We start from the raw sequence: 19,343 nt of genomic DNA, 5'->3' as shown, positions 1-19,343 counted from the left end.
GATGACCTCGACGTTGCGGCCGGTGCCGCCCGGTTCTCCGGCGGCGGCTCCCCGCCCCACCCGGCGGTCGCCGCGCCGCCGTCGAAGCTGGCGGCAGGCGCTGCGCCGGGACTGGCAGCTCTACTCGCTCGCCGTCCTGCCGCTGCTGTTCTTCCTGGTCTTCCGCTACCTGCCGATGATCGGGAACATCATCGCGTTCCGCCGTTTCAAGCCGGGCGGCAGCATCTTCGGTGAGTACTGGGTCGGGCTGCGGTACTTCCGGATGTTTTTCACCGACCCGACGTTCTGGGAGGTCTTCACCAACACCCTGGTGCTCGGGGCGTTGACCCTGCTGTTCTGCTTCCCGTTGCCGATCCTGCTGGCGCTGCTGCTCAATGAGGTGCGGGCCCGCCGGTTCAAGCGGTTCGTCCAGTCGGTGTCCTACCTGCCGCACTTCCTGTCGATCGTGATCGTGGCGGCGATGGTCATGCAGTTGACCTCGATCGACGGCACGGCCAACCAACTCGTCCGGTTGTTCGGCGGCGACGCGGTGGCGTTCCTGCAACAACCGGAGTGGTTCCGCACCATCTACGTCTCGTCCGAGGTCTGGCAGACCGTCGGCTGGGGCACGATCCTCTACCTCGCCGCCCTCACCACCATCGACGAGGACCTGTACGAGGCCGCGCGGATCGACGGCGCCAGCCGGCTGCGCCAGACCTGGCACGTGACGCTTCCCGGCATCCGGCCGACGATGGTGACGTTGCTCATCCTCAACATCGGCAGCTTCATGGCGGTCGGGTTCGAGAAGATCCTGCTGCTCTACAACCCGTTGACCTACCCGACCGCGGACGTGATCTCCACCTACCTGTTCCGGATGGGCTTCCAGTCCAGCAACTTCAGCTACGCCGCTGCCATCGGTCTCTTCGAGGCGGTGATCGGGTTGATCCTGGTCCTGTCGGCGAACCTCATCTCGCGTCGCACCGTAGGGACGAGCCTGTGGTGACCCTCGGTACGAAGAGCGAGGCGCCGAAGACGCGCGGGCCGGTGGACAGCCGGGGCTACCGGGTCTTCCGGGTCGTCAACACGGTCGTCCTGATCGGCGTCGTGATCGTGACGCTGTACCCGTTCCTCAACATCGTGGCGCGCTCGCTCAGCGAGGAGGCGTACATCATCGCCGGGAAGGTGAGCATCGTCCCGCGCGGGTTCGACGTGACCGCGTACAAGCTGCTCATGTCCGACGCGATGTTCTGGACGAACTACCGCAACACGGTGGTCTACACGGTGGTCGCCACGCTCATCTCGATCGTGCTGACCACGTGTTACGCGTACGTGCTGTCGAAGCCGCAGCTCAAGGGGCGCGGCATCCTGGTCGGCGTCGCGCTGTTCACCATGTTCTTCTCCGGTGGCCTGATCCCCAACTACGTGCTGGTCACCAGTCTGGGGATGAAGAACACCATCTGGGCCGTGGTGATCCCCAACGCCATCAGCGTGTTCAACCTGCTGGTCATGAAGGCGTTCTTCGAGAGCCTGCCGACCGAGTTGGAGGAGGCGGCGGCGGTCGACGGGCTGAACACGTACGGCATCCTGCTGCGGATCGTGCTGCCGCTGTCGAAGGCGATCATCGCCACGATGGTGCTCTTCTACGCGGTCTCCTTCTGGAACTCGTGGTTCACCGCGTTCCTCTACCTCGACCAGCAGGACCTGCTGCCGGTCACCGTCTACCTGCGCAACCTCATCGCGGGTGCCACCAGCGCCGAGTCGGCCGCCGCCGACGCCGACAAGGTCCAGGCAGCGGCCACCCTCCAGGCCGTGACGATCGTGCTCACCACCCTGCCCATCCTGGCGGTCTACCCGTTCGTCCAGCGGTACTTCGTCCGTGGCGTGATGCTCGGCGCGGTCAAGGGCTGAGCTGGGAACGTCGCAGCGTTTCACCCCCCCCCCCACCGAAAGGACCAGCCATGCTCCACCAGACGTGGCGCCGGGTGGCGATAGCCACCGCGGGTCTGCTCGCGCTCACCCTCACCACCGCCTGTTCCGAGGACCCCGGCGAGTCCAAGGACCTCTCCGAGAACCGGGCCGGCGCGATGGCCAACTACGGCGTCGGCGACCAGTTCAAGGCTACCGAGGCGCTCTCCTTCTCCACCCTCTACAACAACCACACGTTCTATCCGCTCAAGGAGGACTGGCTGTTCTGGTCGGAACTCACCAAGCGGACCAACGTCAAGATCGATCCGGTCGCGGTTCCGCTGAGCGACTACGAGCAGAAGCGCAGCCTGCTGATCGGCGCCGGTGACGCCCCGCTGATCATCCCGAAGACCTACCACCCGCAGGAGAACGCGTTCGTGTCCTCCGGGGCGATCCTCCCGGTGAGCGACTACCTGGATCTGATGCCCAACCTCAAGGACAAGATCGCCAAGTGGAACCTCAAGCCGGAGATCGACAACCTGCGGCAGTCCGACGGGAAGTTCTACCTGCTGCCCGGCGTCCACGAAAAGCCCACGCAGGACTACACGGTGCTGGTGCGCACCGACATCATGCAGGAGCTGAACCTTGCGGTCCCGAAGACCTGGGACGAGCTGTACACCGTGCTCAAGGCGATGAAGGCGAAGTACCCGAACGTCTATCCGTACTCCGACCTCTTCAGTAAGCCCAACCCGACCGGCGCTCTGCTGAACATCCTCGGCTCGGCCTACGGCACCCAGGCGGGCTGGGACTACCAGCACGCCACCTGGGACCCGGCGGCGAAGAAATTCACCTACACCGGCGCCTCCGAGCAGTACAAGCAGATGGTCACGTACCTGCACAAGCTCGTCGCCGAGGGCCTGCTCGACCCGGAGAGCTTCACCCAGACCGACGACCAGGCACGCCAGAAGCTCGCCAACGGAAAGTCCTTCGTGGTCACCGGCAACGCGCAGACCCTGGTCAACAACCACCGGCCCGACCTGGCCAAGACCCTGCCGAACGCGAAGATGGCCAAGATCCCGCTGCCGGTCGGCCCGGCCGGTGAGATCAATCCCTTCCCGCGGCTGGAGAACGGCATCATGATCTCCTCGAAGGCCCGGGAGAGCAAGAACTTCGTGGCCATGATGCAGTTCATCGACTGGCTGTGGTATTCCGACGCCGGCCAGGAGTTCGCCCGGTGGGGCGTGGAGGGGACGACCTTCACCAAGGACGCGTCCGGCAAGCGTTCGGTCACCGCCGACGTCGACGTCCTCGGGCTCAACCCGAAGGCCACCAAGCACCTGCAGAAGGATTTCGGCTTCTACAACGGTGTCTTCACCTACGGCGGCACCCCCGACCTGGTCCGTGGCTTCTTCTCGCCCGAGGAGCTGGAGTTCCAGAAGGTGATGGACGCCCGCCCGCCGAGGCAGGTGTCCCCGCCCGCCCCGTTGACCGACGAGGAGCGCGAGCAGGTGTCGCTCTGGGAGACCCCGCTGAAGGACTTCGTCACCCAGAACACGCTGAAGTTCGCCCTCGGCCAGCGTCCCCTCAGTGAGTGGGACGCGTACGTGGCCGAGCTGAAGGCCAAGAACTCCGAGCAGTACCTCGACATGGTCAACAAGGCGTACGAACGGTTCCAGAAGAACAACGGCTGATCAGCGGGAGATCCGGTCGGGCAGCGCAGCGCCGCCCGACCGGACTTCCGGCGACCACCGGCCGGTGCGACGCGCGCGACCCGCCCGCCCTCCGGCAGGACGACCAGAGGACAGCAATGCGCATCACCGTTTCCGACCAGCCCTCCGGCCGCCTCACCGACGCCTGGCGGCACTGCGTCGGCACCGGCCGTTTCGAGTTGGCCCTGCGCCGCGACTATCAGGACTCGCTGGCCCTCATCCAACGCGACATCGGCTTCCGACACATCCGTGGGCACGGGCTGCTCAGCGACGGCGTCGGCGTGCACCGCCCGTACGAGCACGAGGGTGAGCGCCGCGTGCACCACTCGTTCACCTACGTCGACCAGGTCGTCGACGCCTACCTTGAGCTGGGCATCCGACCGTTCATCGAGCTGGGGTTCATGCCCTCTGGTCTCGCCTCCGGTGACCAGACGGTGTTCTGGTGGCGGGGCAACGTCACCCCGCCCCGGTCCTTTCCGGAGTGGGCGGACCTGGTCGGTGCCACCGTCGCCCACCTGGTCGACCGCTACGGTCTCGACGAGGTCCGCGGCTGGCCGATCGAGGTGTGGAACGAGCCGAACCTGGTGCCCTTCTGGCAGGGCGCCGACCGCGACGCCTACCACCGGCTGTACGAGGTGAGCGCGCACGCGGTCAAGGAGGTCGACGCGTCGTTACAGGTCGGCGGCCCGGCGATCTCCCCGGGAGCGGACGAGTGGCTGGTGCCCTTCGCCGAGTTCGTCACCGACCGCCAGGTGCCGGTCGACTTCGTCAGCCGGCACGCATACACCTCGGGGCCGGCCCAGCACGTGCCGTTCGGCACCCACCAGACCCTCACCCCGGCGGCGGAGCTGCTCACCCAGTTCGCCGCACCGCGCCGGCACCTGGCCGGCACCGCGTTGGCAGAGCTGCCGGTGCACATCACCGAGTTCAACTCCTCCTACCGCCCGGACAACCCGATCCACGACACGGCGTTTCACGCCGCGTACCTCGCACCAGTGCTGGCCGCGGGCGGTGACCTGGTCGACTCGTTCTCGTACTGGACCTTCAGTGACATGTTCGAGGAGGCGGGCATCCCGACCGCGCTGTTCCACGGCGGGTTCGGCCTGCTCACCCACCGCCAGATCAAGAAACCCACCTACCACCTGTACGCGTTCATGGCCCGCCTCGGCGACGAGGTGCTGGCGCGCGGCGACGACCACCTGGTCACCCGCCACGTCGACGGCCGGATCGCCGTACTGGCGTGGGCGCCGGTGGACGTCACCGGGCTGTCACCGGTGACGGACCGGCACCCGTTGGCCCTGTTGATTCCGCTCGGCCCGCCCGGCACGACGTCGGCGTTCCTGCTCCGCTCGTCGGTCAGCGAAGAGGCGGGCAACGCGTGGGCGGCCTGGGCCGAGATGGGTCGCCCCCGTTCACCCCGGGCCCGCCAACTCGACACGCTGCGGGAGGCCGCCGAGCCAACCCGGACCCACCGCGCCCTGCCGGTCGCCGGCGGCCGGGTCGAGGTGGACCTCACCCTCAGCCGGCACGAGGTCACCCTCCTGGAGCTGAGCCCGGTGGTGGACGAGACCCCGCCGTGGTGCAACGCCGACCGCCTGCTCGGACTTCCGGTCGGGACCGACCGGAAGGAGCAACTGTGAGCGGCGCCGCCCATGCCTGGCGACAGCTTGGCGACGGGCCACTGTCGCGGATCGCCTCCCGGGTCTACATCCTGCTGGTGGTCGAGTTGCTGCTCCTGCTCACCACCCTGCCCGGCCTGCTCCCGATGCTGCTGCTGAGCCGCGACCCCAGCAACCTGCCGCTGGTCGCGGCCTTCCTGGTGCCGGTCGGCCCCGCGATCTCGGCTGCCCTGTACGCCCTGCGCCACCAGCGCCCCGACCTGACCGACCTGCGGCCCGCCGCCCTGTTCTGGCGGGGGTACCGGTCCAACCTGTCCGGCGTGCTGCGCGTCTGGGTGCCGACGTTGCTGTGGCTGGCCGTCCTCGCCGTGAACCTCGCCTACCTGGGTGCGGTCGGCCTTCCCCGGTGGTGGGCGGTGCCGCTGGTCCTGATCGGAGTGGGGGTGACGCTCTGCGCGGCCAACGCGCTGGTGGTCACCTCGCTGTTCGACTTCCGCCTTCGGGACGTGCTCCAGCTGGCCGTGCACTTCCTCGTGCGTACCCCCGGTGTCGCCGTCGGCAACGCGCTGCTGGTGGCCGCGGCGGTCGGGATCACCGCCGTCTTCTCCGAGGCGGTGCTGGCGATGCTCGCCTCAATCGCGGTCCTGGCGTTCCTGCGCGTCAGCGACCCGATGATCCACCTGATCCGGAAGGAGTTCACCGCGTGAGCCTGCCCGGCACCGCCAAGGTGCCCTTCGGAGGTGACTACAACCCGGAACAGTGGCCCGAGGACGTGTGGAAGCAGGACTACCGGCTCTTCGACAGCGCCCGGATCGACCTGGTCACCATCGGTGTTTTCGACTGGGCGCTCACCCAGCCCGCCGAGGACGTCTACGACTTCTCACTGCTGGACCGGATCGTCGAACGGGCCGCCGCGGAAGGGCGCGGGATCTGCCTGGCGACCGGCAGCGGGGCCCACCCGGCGTGGCTGGCGAAGGCGTACCCGGAGGTGACCCGGACCGACTTCGAAGGCCGCAAGCACCGATTCGGTCAGCGGCACAACTCCTGCCCCAGCTCCCCGGTCTTTCGCCGGCTCTCCGCCGAACTGGCCCGCCGGGTCGCCCGCCGCTACGCCGACAACCCGGCGGTCATCGCGTGGCACGTCGGCAACGAGTACGGGGGCGCCTGCTACTGCGAGCTCTGCGCGGCCGGCTTCCGTGACTGGCTGCGCAACCGCTACGGCACCCTCGACGAGCTGAACGCGGCCTGGTATGCCACCTTCTGGTCGCACACCTTCACAGACTGGGACGAGATCGAGCCGCCGTCGGCGCTGACCGAGCACTGGCGCGGCCCGGACCACACCGCATTCCAGGGCATCACCCTCGACTATCTGCGGTTCTCCTCGGACGCGATGCTGATCAACTTCCACGACGAGAAGGTCGCCATCCGGGAGTCCAGCCCGGACCTGCCGGTGACCACCAACTTCATGGGCATGTACCGGCCGATCGACTACCACCGCTGGGCTGCGCACCTGGACTTCGCCTCCTGGGACAACTACCCGCCCGACGACGAGTCGGCGGCCCGGATGGCGCTGACCCACGACCTGATGCGCGGGCTCAAGGACGGCCAGCCGTTCTGGTTGATGGAACAGTCTCCGAGCGTCACCGCGTGCCGGGACGTCAACCCGCTGAAGCGTCCCGGCCTCATGCGGTTGTGGAGCTGGCAGGCGGTGGCGCACGGGGCCGACGCGCTGCTGTTCTTCCAACTGCGTGCCTCCCGGGGCGCCAGCGAGAAATACCACGGCGCGATCATCGGCCACGCCGGCCGCTCCGACACCCGGGTGTTCCGGGAGGTCGCCGAGCTGGGCGCCGAACTGGACCGGCTCGGCCCGGCGTCGCTGGGCGCGCGGACCCCGGCCCGGGTGGCGCTGCTGTTCGACTGGGACAGCTGGTGGGCGTTGGAGATTTCCGACGGCCCGTCCCGGCTGGTCCGCTACCAGCAGGTCGTGCTCGCGTACCACCGGGCACTCTGGGACGCCGGCGTGGACCTGGACGTCGTTCCGGTGACCCATGACCTGTCCGGCTACGACGTGGTCGTAGCGCCAGCCCTGCACATGCTCAAGGGTGACCTGCCGCAGCGACTGGAGGCGGTGGCGACGCGCGGCGGTTCGGTGCTGACCACCTACCTGTCGGGTCGGGTGGACGAGAACGACCAGTCCTTCCTGATGGACGTGCCGGGCCCGCTCGGGCAGCTGATGGGTGTCCGGGTCGACGAGTGGGACGCGCGCGGCCCGGAGGTGGTCAACCCGGTCCGCCTCGGCGACGGCGCGGATCAGGTCGACGTCGAGGCACGGCTGCTGTTCGAGTTGGTTGTTCCGCAGGGGGCGGAGGTGGTCGGCACCTACCAGGCCGACTTCTACGCGGGCACCCCGGCGGTGACCCGCAACTCCTTCGGTGCTGGCGACGGTTGGTACGTGGCCGCCGGTCTGGACCAGGCCGGGGTGTCCTGGGTGGTTCGGCGGGTGTTGGCCCGGCACGACGTGCTCGGGCCCTACCCGGACACACCTGATCTGGAATCCGCGGTGCGGGTCGCGCCGGACGGGTCGCGGCTGTTGTTCCTGCTCAACCACCGTGCCGAGCCGGTCGAGGTGACCGCCCTGAGCAGTGGCGGCGACCTACTCACCGGTGACCGGCAGGTGGTCGGTTCCTCCCTGCGGCTGCCGGCGTACGGCGTCGTCGTGCTGCGGGAGGACGCGTGAACGCCGATGAGTTCGTGGATTTGGAGAAACTGGTGTTCGTCGAGGAACCGGTGGACAGCGACGAGCCGCGCGTACACGCGGCCTGGCTGCCCCCGGAGGCGTTCCGGGCGCTCGGCGCGCGCCGCGTTCTCGTACACGGCGACGGGTTGCTCGTCGCTACCGTCCTCGACGAGGTCGCGCGTGCCTGCGCACGCTACGGCGGGCGGGTGTGGCATTCCCCCTCCTGGGACGTGGACGTCGACGTGGTGCTCGCCCTACGTGGTGCGGCTCCGCTGCCGAGCCCCGGCGCGGAGGCGGCGCGCGCGGCGGGGGAGTCGGCACTGACGGAGATCGGCGACGGCGAGACGCTCGGCGACGAGGGGTTCCTGCTGGCCCGGGCGGACAACGTGACCGCGGTGCTGGCCGACGCCCCCGCCGGCCTGCTGTACGGGTTGTTCCACCTGGTCCGGCTCTGTGCGGCGGCCTTCGACCCGGCCCGTCCGCCGGAACGGCACCGGCCCGCGCTGCGCCGACGGATGCTGAACCACTGGGACAACGTGGCCGTGCACCCGGTGATGGGCCAGGTCGAACGGGGGTACGCGGGCGGCTCGATCTTCTGGCACGACGGCCAGCCGCGTGGCGACCTGGCCCGGGTCCGGGAGTACGGGCGACTGTTGGCTGCGAGCGGCGTCAACGCGATCTCGGTGAACAACGTCAACGTGGGCCGGACAGAGGCGCTGCTGCTCACCGACCGGCTCGGCGACGTGGCCGAGATCGCGGACGTGTTGCGCCCGTACGGCATTCGGGTGCACCTGTCGGTCACCTTCGCCGCGCCGGTGGTCCTCGGTGGGCTGTCGACCGCGGATCCGTTGGACGGGGCGGTGCGGAGCTGGTGGGCCGCGACCACCCGCAACGTTTACGAGCGTATCCCGGACTTCGGCGGCTACGTGGTGAAGGCCGACTCGGAGGGGCAACCCGGCCCGTTCACCTACGGGCGTGACCACGCCGACGGGGCGAACGTGCTGGCGGAGGCGCTCGCCCCGCACGGGGGAGTGGTGCACTGGCGGGCATTCGTCTACAACCACCACCAGGATTGGCGGGACCGGTCCACCGATCGGGCGCGCGCCGCGTACGACCACTTCGCCCCGCTCGACGGGCGGTTCCGCACCAACGTGGTCGTCCAGGTGAAGTTCGGTCCGGTGGACTTCCAGACGCGTGAGCCGGTCTCCCCGGTGATCGCCGCGATGCCCGCGACCCGGCTGGCGGTGGAGTTGCAGGTCACCCAGGAGTACACCGGCCAGCAGCGACACGTCTGCCACCTCGGTCCGTGGTGGAGTGAGGTGCTGCGGTTCGCGCCCTGGGGGCCGGTCGGTCGGTCGGTGGCCGACGTGGCCGCCGGGGAGGCGGGCGCGGGCGGCGGCCTGGTCGCGGTCGCCAACGTGGGCGACGACCTCTTCTGGACGGGACACCCGTTGGCCCAGGCCAACCTGTACACCTTCGGGCGGCTCGCCTGGGATCCCCGGCTGGACGCGCGGGCGGTTCTCGACGAATGGATCGGGCTGACCTTCCCGCCGTCGGCGATCGCGGACCCGGAGCTGGTCGGTCGGACGCTGCACGAGATCATGGACGACTCCTGGCGTACCTACGAGCGGTACACGGCCCCGCTGGGCGTCGGCTTCATGGTTCATCCCGGCGACCACTACGGCCCCGGCGTCGACGGGTACGAGTACACGCGGTGGGGCACCTACCACTTCGCCGACCGCGACGGTGTGGGCGTGGACCGTAGCCGCGCGTCGGGCACCGGGTTCGCGGGCCAGTACCCGCCGTACTGGTCCGAGGTGTACGAGTCGCCCGACAGTTGCCCCGACGAGGTGCTGCTCTTCTTCCACCATGTGCCGTACGGGCACGTCCTGCGCAGCGGGTCGACCGTCATCCAGCACATCTACGACACCCACTTCGCGGGCGTCGAGGAGGTGGTGGCGATGCGACGGCGGTGGAAGACGCTGAACGGAATGATCGACCCGGCCGTGTACGAGCGGGTGGCCGAACGCCTCGACGAGCAGCTGCGGTGTGCCACCGAGTGGCGCGACCAGATCAACACGTACTTCTTCCGCAAGTCCGGGGTGCCGGACGAGCGAGGGCGGCGCATCCACTGATCGGGGGCGCGGGGAGGCCGGGCCGTACGGCCCGGCCTTTCGTAGGGGTGGCGCGAGAGAGGTGGCAGTCCGCCAGGTTTCGGGAAGGTCCCGATAATAACTCGCGACCAGTCGCCGGTGACCACGCCCGCCGATGTCCAATGCCGTGCAGGTGGCCGCCGAATTCGTTGCAGCGAAAGGTTTCCGGAAGTCTTGACAATCGAGCGTGCTCGATTGAAGCTGACTTGGTCACGCGAGCCGCGGTCAGGGTCGGGCGAAGGGCAGTCCTCGACTTAAGTCCCCTTCCACGCGCCTATCTTCCGAGGGATCGCAACCGATGACACTGAAAACAAGAATGCTTGGCGTCGTCATGGCGCTCGTGACGCTGGCCGCCGCCGCGCTGACGTTCGCCACGCCCGCGTCGGCGGCGACGCTCACGCAGGTGACGAACTTCGGCACCAACCCCACCAACCTGCAGATGCACCTGTACGTTCCGGACCGGGTGGCGTCCCGGCCGGCGATCCTCCTGGCCCTGCACTACTGCACGGGAACGGGCCCGGCGTTCCACTCGGGCACGCAGTACGCGTCCCTCGCGGACCGGTACGGGTTCATCGTGATCTACCCGTCGGTGACCCGCAGCAGCAAGTGCTGGGATGTGGCCTCGCCGCAGGCTCTGCGGCGTGGCGGTGGCAGTGACCCGGTCGGGCTCATGGCGATGGTCGACTACGTGCGGCAGCGGTACGCCGCCGACCCCGCCCGGATCTTCGCCACCGGCACCTCCTCCGGGGCGATGATGACCAACGTCATGCTGGGCGACTACCCGGACGTGTTCGCGGCGGGTGCGTCCTTCGCCGGGGTTCCGTTCAGCTGCTTCGCCACCGGCGGCAGCTCGGAGTGGAACAGCGAGTGCGCGAACGGACAGCTCATCAAAACCCCGCAGCAGTGGGGGGACCTGGTTCGCGGGGCGTATCCCGGCTATACCGGCCAGCGGCCACGGATGCAGATCTGGCACGGCACCAACGATGAGACGCTGCGCTACCCGAACTTCGGCGAGCAGGTCAAGCAGTGGACCAACGTGCACGGGTTGAGCCAGACCCCGACGTACACCGACTCACCGCAGTCCGGCTACACCCGCACCCGGTATGGCAGCAGCGGCCCGATGGCCCCGGTCGAGGCGATCAGCATGCAGGGTGTCACGCACAACCTGCCGGTCGACGCCGCGCAGGTGATCCGCTTCTTCGGGCTGGACGGCACCACGCCGCCGCCGACCACCCCGCCCCCGACCACCCCGCCGCCGACGACTCCGCCGCCGACCACTCCGCCTCCGACGACCCCGCCGCCGACTGCGGGTGGGTGCCGGATCGGCTACACGGTCAATGCCTGGAACTCCGGTCTCACCGCGAGCGTGACCATCACCAACACCGGTTCCACCGCCGTGAACGGTTGGGCGCTGACCTTCACGCTGCCCTCCGGTCAGAGCATCACCAACGGCTGGAACGCGCAGTACTCGCCGGCGAGCGGCGCGGTGACCGCCCGCAACGTCTCCTACAACGCCACCATCGCGCCGAACACGTCGGTCGACATCGGCTTCCAGGCCACCCACACCGGTGGCACCGGTAAGCCCGCGTCTTTCGCCCTGAACGGGGCCACCTGCTCGGTGTCCTGATCTCCCTTTCCAGCCCCACCACCACAGAAGGAGTCGCACGATGAGAAACGCGAAGTGGAAGGCGGCATCAAGAGCCGCAATCGCGCTGACCGGCGCAGGTGCCCTCGCCGCCGGCATGGCGCTGGTCCTGACGGCGCCCGCCGCCGCCGGCACCACGCTCGGCGCGTCCGCCGCTGAGAAGGGTCGGTATTTTGGTACGGCGGTGGCGGCAGGCAGGTTGAATGACGGTGCGTACACCACGATTTTGAATCGTGAGTTCAATATGGTGACGCCCGAGAACGAGATGAAGATCGACGCGACGGAGCCGCAGCAGGGTCAGTTCAGCTACGGTGCGGCCGAGCAGATCGTCAACCATGCTCGTAGTCGTGGGATGAACGTGCGGGGTCACACTCTGGCGTGGCACTCGCAGCAGCCCGGCTGGATGCAGAACATGAGTGGCAGTGCGTTGCGGCAGGCGATGCTCAATCACGTTACGCAGGTGGCGACGCATTTCCGGGGCCAGGTGGTGGCGTGGGACGTGGTGAACGAGGCGTTCGCCGATGGTAGTTCGGGCGCTCGCCGTGACTCGAATCTGCAGCGCACGGGTAATGACTGGATCGAGGCGGCGTTCCGGGCCGCGCGTGCCGCGGATCCGGGCGCGAAGCTCTGCTACAACGACTACAACACCGACGACTGGACGCACGCCAAGACGCAGGCGGTCTACTCGATGGTGCGTGACTTCAAGCAGCGTGGCGTGCCGATCGACTGTGTGGGGTTGCAGTCGCACTTCAACAACAACTCGCCGTACCCGGGTAACTACCGCACCACGCTGTCCAGCTTCGCGGCACTCGGGGTCGACGTGCAGATCACCGAACTGGACATCGAGGGCGCGTCCGCGACCTGGTACCGCGGTGTGGTCGAGGACTGTCTGGCGGTGGCGCGGTGCAACGGCATCACGGTGTGGGGCATCCGGGACAGTGACTCGTGGCGGGCCTCGCAGACCCCGTTGCTGTTCACCAGCAGCGGCGCGAAGAAGCCCGCGTACGATGCTGTCCTGACCGCGCTGAACAACGGCACGACCCCACCGACGACGACCCCGCCCACCACCACTCCTCCGCCCACGACTCCGCCGCCCACCACCCCGCCGGCCAACGGCGGGTGCACCGCGACGGTGACGGTGAACCAGTGGACCGGCGGCTTCGTGGCGAACGTACGGGTGACGGCCGGCTCGTCGGCGCTCAATTCCTGGACGGTGACGATCGCGTTGCCCTCGGGCGCGACGGTCACCAACGCCTGGAGCGCCGACCGCAGCGGTAACACCGGCACGACGAACTGGACCAACGTGGCCTACAACGGCCAGGTCGGCGCCGGACAGTCCACGGAGTTCGGCTTCCAGGCCAACGGCACCGCCGGCAGCCTGAGCCCGACCTGCGCGGCACGCTGACGCCACACCGGCCGGTGTGGAGGGTCTCCCTCCGCACCGGCCGGCACGCCCGCGCCCGCACCGGCCCCGCACCAATCGGTGCACGGTCGGTGCGGGCGTCCGTCAGCTGCGGCAGATCTTTTTGTCTGGCTGGATGTCCAGCTTGTTGAACACGTTGTCGACCTTCCCGATACCGGCCTTCGCGTCGATCGACCCGGCGTTGACCAGATCCAGGAAGGCGTTGATCGCCTTCACCAGGCCAGCGGGGACGCTGTAGCCGACGCCGTAGTCCAGGTAGAGGCCGAGCTGGGTGCTGCGGCAGAGCGCGATCGGCGCACCCAGCGCGGAACCGACAGTCAGCCCGACCGTGGCGGTGACCGTGGCGTACAACCCGGCGGTGAAGCCGAACGCGCCCAGACCGGCCCGGAAGGCCGCCTGGTAATGGACGATGATCCCGCTCACACCGACCGACGGGCCGTAGATCGAGTCGGTGATGCTGTTCCGGACGGTGAGGTTCCAAGGCTCGGTGACGCCGAACTCGCCGTCGGCGTACCCGAACCCCAGTGAGCCGCCCAGCGACCACTCGCCGCTCGCCTTGATGTTGCCGTCCTTCGCGCTGAAGGCCGTCTGCACCCCGATGAGCTGTGTGGCGGTGATGGAGAACGGCACCCCGAGGATCTGGCCAACCGGCACGCTGAAGTCCAGCGGGATCGGGATGCGCTTGTTGATGTTCTGCCCCCGGTCGGTGGCTCCCGCGATCCCGATCCGCAGTGCGGCCAACCCGGCGATCCGCAGCTCTGCCCGTCGGACCGTGGCGCCGCGGATCTCCAGATGGAACCGGGCCGTTGGGCTCTTCATCACCAACTGCACCGTGCCCTCGATGCGGATTCCGCCGCCGTCGTAGCTGAACTGCGCGCCGACACCGCTCGCGCAGCAGATCGGCTTGATCGCGAACCCGGCGACCTGCTGCTCGCCCAGCACCCTCGCCCGCCGCGTGACGCCGAATGTGGCCGCACCACCCACCTGCCCAGCCCGGGCGACCGTCGTCACGGGCGTCGTCGACCCCGTGCCGCCGCCCGCGCCGCCGCCTTCGGCGTCGTACTCGGCCCAGAAGGGCGTGCCGGCGTCGTAGCGGGTCGGGCTCTGCAACGACACCGGCCGGTCGCCGGTGAAGGTGCCGTCGCGGATCACGTCGGTGATGTCCACCGGCCCCAGCAGCACCGCCAGGTCCTCCCCGTCGCGGCGCAGGTCGAGCACCCGTCCCACCGCCCGCCCGGTGAGGAACATGACCTTCCCCCGGGCGAGTTGGTCAGCGCCGTCGGCGTCCGGGTTGATGCGCCAGGTCAACGCGTCGTCGGAGAGCCCGCGCACCGACCCGCTACCGCCGCCCACGAACACCACGTCGGGCTGGTAGGTAACCTTCGGGTCGGGCGCGGGCGCAGCGCCGTACCGCTGGTCCCCGCCGGTGTCGCCGGGCGGCTTCGGACCCGCCGCACCCCGCTCGCAGGCGGCGAGAAGCAACAGGGTCACCGTGAGCAGCGCGGCCGTCGTCCGGCGACGCCACGAACCGGGCGCCAGCACGTCGCCTTTCCCCCCGGTCACAGGCGGCCGGCGACCGTACGGGCCGCGGATTCCAGGGCCGCGCGGTACGTCGCCGGGTCGTCGCTGCGGACCAGACGGACGCAGGCCCACACCCCGCCCTTGCTGACGAAGACGGTGCCGTCCTCGGCGTACGCCTCGTCACCCGCACCGCTGATCGGGTTCAGCTCGTGTCCGAGTTCGCGATCGATGTCGAGGAACTTCTTCGCGCCGTCACCGACGTACACCTCCACCTGTGCTGTCGGGCCGGTCGTCGGCCCGGTGTAGGTGCAGGTGCTCCGATCCGCCGACGGCTTCTCCAGCGGCGGCTCCAGCGGTGTGCCGGCGAGCTTCTCGGCCTCCTGCTTGGGCAGCAGGGCGCAGGCGTCGACGGCCGCCGCGGCCGGTGGCGCCTGCGCCGACTCGTCCGACGGGTCGCCGTCGGGCGTGGCGGCCACGCTGCGCTGAACGTCCACCACCGGGGCGTCCCGGTCATCGTCCGAGCCGCCGACCAGTGCGCAGCCGCCGAGCGCGGTGAGGGTCACGACTGCGGTGAGGACACCGCCGCCGCGTCTCCATACCGGTGCGAGGTGGGTCACCGTCGCTCCCCTTCTTGTCACGGGCTCGGCGTGTCCCGGCCTCGGTCTCACAGCGGGAGGGCGTCGAGCACCGTGCGCAACGTCGACTCGTATCCGCCGGGCTTGGCACTGATCCGCTCGAAGCTGCTCAGGATCACGGTGTAGCTGCCCTTGTCGCTGACCACGACGGCCTCGCCCTCAATGTCCTTGACCGCGAGGTACGCCTTGCGGCCCTTGTCGACGTCCTTCACCTCGCGGTAGACCTGGGTGGCCTGCTGGCGCTGGTAGGCGTAGGTGCTCTCGCCAGCGAGCGGCGAGGCGGTGGTGACGGTGAGCGAGGCGACGCCCTTGCCGTCGCCGAACAGGCAGTTGCCCTTGTCCTGCATCGGTTGACCGACGAGGTCGGAGACCTGGGGCGCGGTGAACGGGCACGCCGGCCGGGGCGCGTCGGGCAGGGCGGCGTCGCCGTCGGCGTCGACCTCGACGCCGGCCCCGGCGGCGGGGTCGCTGCCGCCGGTGTCGTCGGGGCCGCAGGCGACGAGCGGGAGCAGCAGCAGCGAGCACCACAGTGGTGCGATCAGTCGGCGCACAGTCATGCTTCCTTCACCTGTCGTGGGGGGTCCGGGTTGGTGGGGCTGATCTGAGGTGGACGAATCCACCAGGCCGGAATCAGCCGGTCGACCCGCCACGCGCTGCCGGCGGCGGCCGCGGCCACCACCTCCGCGTCGGGGCCTTCGACCAGCGCGATCACGACATCGTCGGTGGGCAACCGGATGGCGGCGACCAGCCGACAGCCGGGAGTGGTGATCAGCGGTGCCGCCGTGCCCGCCTCTGAGGAGCAGTCGTACTGCTCCAGGACGAACAGGTGGTTGGCCATGACCTGACGCTAGGCCGCGGCCGACGGCGAGGAATCGGGTGTTTCCCTATGTTTGCGCGTCTGCCCTGGTCATCGCCGCGCCAAGCTCGGCCCGGGTGGAGATGCCGAGCTTGCGGTAGACCCGGGCGAGATTGGCCTCGACGGTCTTCGGGCTGACGAACAGCTCGTCGGCGATGGCGCGGTTGGTCCGGCCGCGCGCCGCCAGCCGTGCCACCCGCTCCTCGGTGGCGGTGAGGTGCCGTGGTGTCGGTGCGCGGTTACCGACGCGGGCCAACTCGGCCCGGGCGCGTTCCGCGAACGCCGCCGCGCCGATCGCGCTGAACTCCGCGACCGCCGCCTCCAGCGCCTGCCGGGCCGGCAGCTTGCGGCGCGACCGACGGTGCACGATGCCGGCCACCAGCAGGCAGCGTGCGCGGTCCAGTGGCAGCACATCCGACGGTACGGCGTCCCGCGCCGCCGCCAACGCGTCCAGTGACGCGTCGGGGTCGACGCCGGTGGCGCTGTCCAGCAGAGCGCGGGCCCGGGCGGTGCCCAGCGTCGTCCAGGGGCGCGGTAACCGGCGATGTCGGGCGGCCAGGCGCTCCAGCACGGCTGCGGCGCGATCGAGATCACCCGCCCCGACGCACGCCTCGATCCAGTCCGGCTCGAATCGCATCGCCAGTGGCTCCACCAGGCCGTTCGCGTCGATCGTCGCGGCCAGAGTCGTGTAGGCGGCGGCAGCCTCCGCCATCCGGCCGGCGGAGAGCGCCACGAACCCCGCCAACTGCTGGTGGATCCGCCGGCACCAGTCGTCGTCCAGGTCGTCGGCGGTCCGCAGCCCGGCCTGCACGACCCGGCTCGCCTCAGCCAACCGTCCCCGGTGCGCGTCGAGCAGCGCGGCCAGCCAGGTCTCACCGACCAGACCGGTGCCGAGTTGGTCACCAAGTTCTCGGGCGGCGGAGATGTGCCGTTCGGCGTCGTCCCAGCGTCCCGCCAGCAACTCGGCCTCGCCGAGGTGGGAGAGCAGCTCGTGTTGCAGCGGTTCGTCGCCCCGGGCCTCGGCGCGAGCGAGCATCCGGTGCAGCCGGCGCCGCGCACGGTCCGCGTCGTCGATCGACTTCCACCAGATCGCGGGCACCGTGCTCGCCAGCCACGCCGGTTCGTCGCCCTCCAGAGCGAGGGCCCGGTCCAACAGGTCGGTACGCGGTGCCCGCCCGAGTCGTACCTCCTGGAAGAAGAGCAGGACCAGGGCGGCGGCGAGCAGGTCGTGATCGTCGTCGCGTCCGTCGAGCAGTGCGGCGGCGGCTTCGGCGTGCTCCCGGGCCGACTCGGTGCGGTCGTCGAAGACCGCGAGGTGGGCGTGGATGCGGCCGGCCAGGGCCGAGTCGGGCCGCGCTGCCGCCAGTGCTCGGGTGCCATTGTCGATCGCCACGCGGCTGGCCTCACCACCGGACCAGGCGACGACGGCGCGCAGCAGCAGCGACTCGGCCCGTACGTCGCCGTCGAACTCGGCCGCGACCGCCTCGGCCGCGTGCCGGGCGGCGGGATAGTCGCCGCTGTCGAACCGGCAGCGAGCCGCCGCGAGCCGCCGCCGGCCGAGGCGTGCCGGATCGTCGGCCGGGGTAAGTTGGCCGGCGCGGTCGTGCAGCTCGGCGGCGAGGTCGGGCGCGCCCCGGCTCTGCCACCGGTCGGCCGCGTTGGCGAGGATGTCCGCGACCGCCGCGTCCGGTGCTGTCGTGCAGAGCGCCAGGTGCCGGGCTCGCTCGTCCGGATCCGCGAGCCGCTGCGCCAACCGCCCGTGCAGCCGGCGACGCACGCCCGGCGGGATACCGGCCCGGACCGCCGCCGCGTGCACCGGGTGGGTGAACCGCACGGCCGTCGGCGTCACGACGATCAGCCCGGCCTCCTCGGGCGCGTCCAGTGCCACGGTGGACACCCCGGCCGCCGCCAGGTCGGCGAGTGTGGGCACGGTCAGCAGCGCAGCCAGCCGCACCGCGTCGCGGCTCGCCGGGGACAGTTCGGCCAGGACGTCGGCGAGCAGGTGGTGCATCGACGCGGCCACCGGCAGGTCCTCGCCGGCCGAGGGCTGGCGCGGCAGGCGCTGCACCGCGCGCACCACCTCGATGGCCAGCAGTGGGTTGCCCGCGCACTCCCGGGCGACCCGCACGAGCATCGGTCGGGTGAGCGTGACGGCGAGCTGGTCGCGCAGGACGTGGTGCAGCGCGCCGACGTCGAGTGGCGGCACGTCGACCCGTGCGAGCGCCCGGCCGTCGCGGACCTCGTCGAGCCCCAGCGGCACCTCCTCGCGCGTGTCCTGGCTCTGTCGGCGGCTCACCAGCGTGGCCAGCCCGGTGGCCCGGCGCAGCGCGTACCGCAGGGCACGTTCGCTGGGCCGGTCCAACCACGGGGCGTCGTCCACGGCGACGAGCACGACGGGGTGGGTGTGCGCGGTCGTGGCGGCTTCCAGCAGCGACCGGGTGGCCGCCGCGACGACCCGTACGTCGACGGCCTCGTGGGCGTCGCCGGAGAGGAGCACAACCTCGGCCGCGATCCGCTGCGGCCGGGGCAGCGCGGCGACCCGGTCGGCGAGTGGGCGGAGCAGGTCGGCCAGCGCCGCGTACGGTAGCTCGGCCTCGGCCTCGGTGGGCGCGCAGCTCAGCACCAGCCATCCGGCCTGCGTGGCCTGTGCGAGCAGTGCTCGCCACAGCTCGGTCTTGCCGATGCCGGCCGGCCCCTCCAGGAGCACCGGGCCGGGTTGGCCCAGCAGGTGCCAGGCGCGGTCGAACACCTCGTCCCGCCCGACGATGGCGCGTCGCATGCGGGGATTCTGGCACCCGAGCAGGTCGACGGAACATCCCGCCAACGGGTGACCGCACTCGTCGAGGTCGAAGGTCGTCACCACGACCACCCGGATCGGGTCGGCGACGCCCGGCCGCCTGGTGCGTCCGTTGAAGCAGAGCAAAGGATGCACCGAGGGCGGGCACCACCGGCGCCGGCCAGAACCGGGATGCGTACGTCATGCCATCCCGGCACCGACGGCGGACGGCCCGCCACCGGTGTGGTCCGGGCCGTCCCGGTGGGTCAGCGCTGGATGGACCCGTCTCTAGCTCGCGGTTCTGCCGGCTGATCGACACCCCGCCGACCGGCTGTTATCGGACGACCGTTCGGATGCGGGGCCGGGCGGTCACGAAATCCGGCGG

Annotated in this window: 14 protein-coding genes; 9 read left to right on the top strand and 5 right to left on the bottom strand. The window is 70.1% G+C overall.

Going from position 1 to position 19,343, the window contains the following annotated elements; genetic code table 11:
• Position 1: 1 nt before the first annotated feature.
• From OG811_RS28970 to OG811_RS28930, 9 genes are all read left to right on the top strand, one after another.
• Positions 2-982 carry an ABC transporter permease gene (locus OG811_RS28970; protein ID WP_406070266.1) on the top strand — a complete coding sequence of 327 codons (981 nt, stop codon included), beginning with the start codon at positions 2-4 and terminating at the stop codon, positions 980-982.
• Positions 979-1,887 (top strand): carbohydrate ABC transporter permease, encoded by a 909-nt coding sequence (locus OG811_RS28965; protein ID WP_406070264.1) that lies wholly within the window; start codon positions 979-981, stop codon positions 1,885-1,887. Before OG811_RS28970 ends, OG811_RS28965 begins: the two co-directional genes overlap by 4 nt.
• 50 nt (positions 1,888-1,937) lie before the next feature.
• Positions 1,938-3,575: an extracellular solute-binding protein gene (locus OG811_RS28960; protein WP_406070262.1), complete on the top strand. Its 1,638-nt coding sequence runs from the start codon at positions 1,938-1,940 to the stop codon at positions 3,573-3,575.
• 116 nt (positions 3,576-3,691) lie between these two features.
• Positions 3,692-5,233, top strand: a complete 1,542-nt coding sequence (locus tag OG811_RS28955) for a GH39 family glycosyl hydrolase (RefSeq protein WP_406070260.1) — start codon at positions 3,692-3,694, stop codon at positions 5,231-5,233.
• Positions 5,230-5,919, top strand: a complete 690-nt coding sequence (locus OG811_RS28950) for a DUF624 domain-containing protein (RefSeq protein WP_406070259.1) — start codon at positions 5,230-5,232, stop codon at positions 5,917-5,919. The genes OG811_RS28955 and OG811_RS28950 overlap by 4 nt, the downstream gene beginning before the upstream one ends.
• A complete protein-coding gene (locus OG811_RS28945; RefSeq protein ID WP_406070258.1) occupies positions 5,916-7,949 on the top strand; it encodes a beta-galactosidase in 2,034 nt (677 codons plus the stop codon). The genes OG811_RS28950 and OG811_RS28945 overlap by 4 nt, the downstream gene beginning before the upstream one ends.
• Positions 7,946-10,084, top strand: coding sequence for an alpha-glucuronidase (locus tag OG811_RS28940; protein ID WP_406070256.1), 2,139 nt, complete (start codon positions 7,946-7,948; stop codon positions 10,082-10,084). The genes OG811_RS28945 and OG811_RS28940 overlap by 4 nt, the downstream gene beginning before the upstream one ends.
• A 316-nt stretch (positions 10,085-10,400) precedes the next feature.
• A complete protein-coding gene (locus OG811_RS28935) occupies positions 10,401-11,729 on the top strand; it encodes a PHB depolymerase family esterase (RefSeq protein ID WP_406070254.1) in 1,329 nt (442 codons plus the stop codon).
• Positions 11,730-11,769: 40 nt separating this feature from the next.
• Complete coding sequence (locus OG811_RS28930) at positions 11,770-13,152, top strand: endo-1,4-beta-xylanase (protein WP_406070253.1); 1,383 nt, start codon at positions 11,770-11,772, stop codon at positions 13,150-13,152.
• A 102-nt stretch (positions 13,153-13,254) separates the two neighbouring features.
• Here OG811_RS28930 and OG811_RS28925 read toward each other — a convergent pair whose 3' ends face one another.
• From OG811_RS28925 to OG811_RS28905, 5 genes are read right to left on the bottom strand one after another with little or no spacing between them, the layout of a single operon-like run.
• Entirely contained in the window at positions 13,255-14,733 is a 1,479-nt protein-coding gene (locus OG811_RS28925; RefSeq protein ID WP_406070252.1) for a hypothetical protein, read from the bottom strand.
• The gene (locus OG811_RS28920; RefSeq protein WP_406070250.1) at positions 14,730-15,308 is read right to left on the bottom strand and encodes a hypothetical protein; all 579 of its coding nucleotides are present in this window, start codon (positions 15,306-15,308) and stop codon (positions 14,730-14,732) included. The genes OG811_RS28925 and OG811_RS28920 overlap by 4 nt, the downstream gene beginning before the upstream one ends.
• A gap of 47 nt (positions 15,309-15,355) precedes the next feature.
• Positions 15,356-15,883, bottom strand: a complete 528-nt coding sequence (locus OG811_RS28915; RefSeq protein ID WP_406070248.1) for a hypothetical protein — start codon at positions 15,881-15,883, stop codon at positions 15,356-15,358.
• Positions 15,880-16,164 (bottom strand): hypothetical protein, encoded by a 285-nt coding sequence (locus tag OG811_RS28910; RefSeq protein WP_406070247.1) that lies wholly within the window; start codon positions 16,162-16,164, stop codon positions 15,880-15,882. Before OG811_RS28910 ends, OG811_RS28915 begins: the two co-directional genes overlap by 4 nt.
• Before the next feature lie 46 nt (positions 16,165-16,210).
• Positions 16,211-19,114 carry an AAA family ATPase gene (locus OG811_RS28905; RefSeq protein WP_406070245.1) on the bottom strand — a complete coding sequence of 968 codons (2,904 nt, stop codon included), beginning with the start codon at positions 19,112-19,114 and terminating at the stop codon, positions 16,211-16,213.
• Positions 19,115-19,343: the final 229 nt, after the last annotated feature.

It is taken from the genome of Micromonospora sp. NBC_01638, assembly GCF_045209745.1.
Taxonomy (GTDB): domain Bacteria; phylum Actinomycetota; class Actinomycetes; order Mycobacteriales; family Micromonosporaceae; genus Micromonospora.
This window is presented reverse-complemented; position numbering and strand designations above follow the sequence as displayed.

Excerpts from the sequence above, each read along its gene's own strand:
- OG811_RS28960 (WP_406070262.1), top strand. The coding sequence starts at position 1,938 with ATGCTCCACCAGACGTGGCGCCGGGTGGCGATAGCCACCGCGGGTCTG.
- OG811_RS28930 (WP_406070253.1), top strand. The coding sequence starts at position 11,770 with ATGAGAAACGCGAAGTGGAAGGCGGCATCAAGAGCCGCAATCGCGCTG.
- OG811_RS28915 (WP_406070248.1), bottom strand. The coding sequence starts at position 15,883 with ATGACTGTGCGCCGACTGATCGCACCACTGTGGTGCTCGCTGCTGCTG.
- OG811_RS28910 (WP_406070247.1), bottom strand. The coding sequence starts at position 16,164 with ATGGCCAACCACCTGTTCGTCCTGGAGCAGTACGACTGCTCCTCAGAG.
- OG811_RS28955 (WP_406070260.1), top strand. The coding sequence starts at position 3,692 with ATGCGCATCACCGTTTCCGACCAGCCCTCCGGCCGCCTCACCGACGCC.
- OG811_RS28970 (WP_406070266.1), top strand. The coding sequence starts at position 2 with ATGACCTCGACGTTGCGGCCGGTGCCGCCCGGTTCTCCGGCGGCGGCT.
- OG811_RS28935 (WP_406070254.1), top strand. The coding sequence starts at position 10,401 with ATGACACTGAAAACAAGAATGCTTGGCGTCGTCATGGCGCTCGTGACG.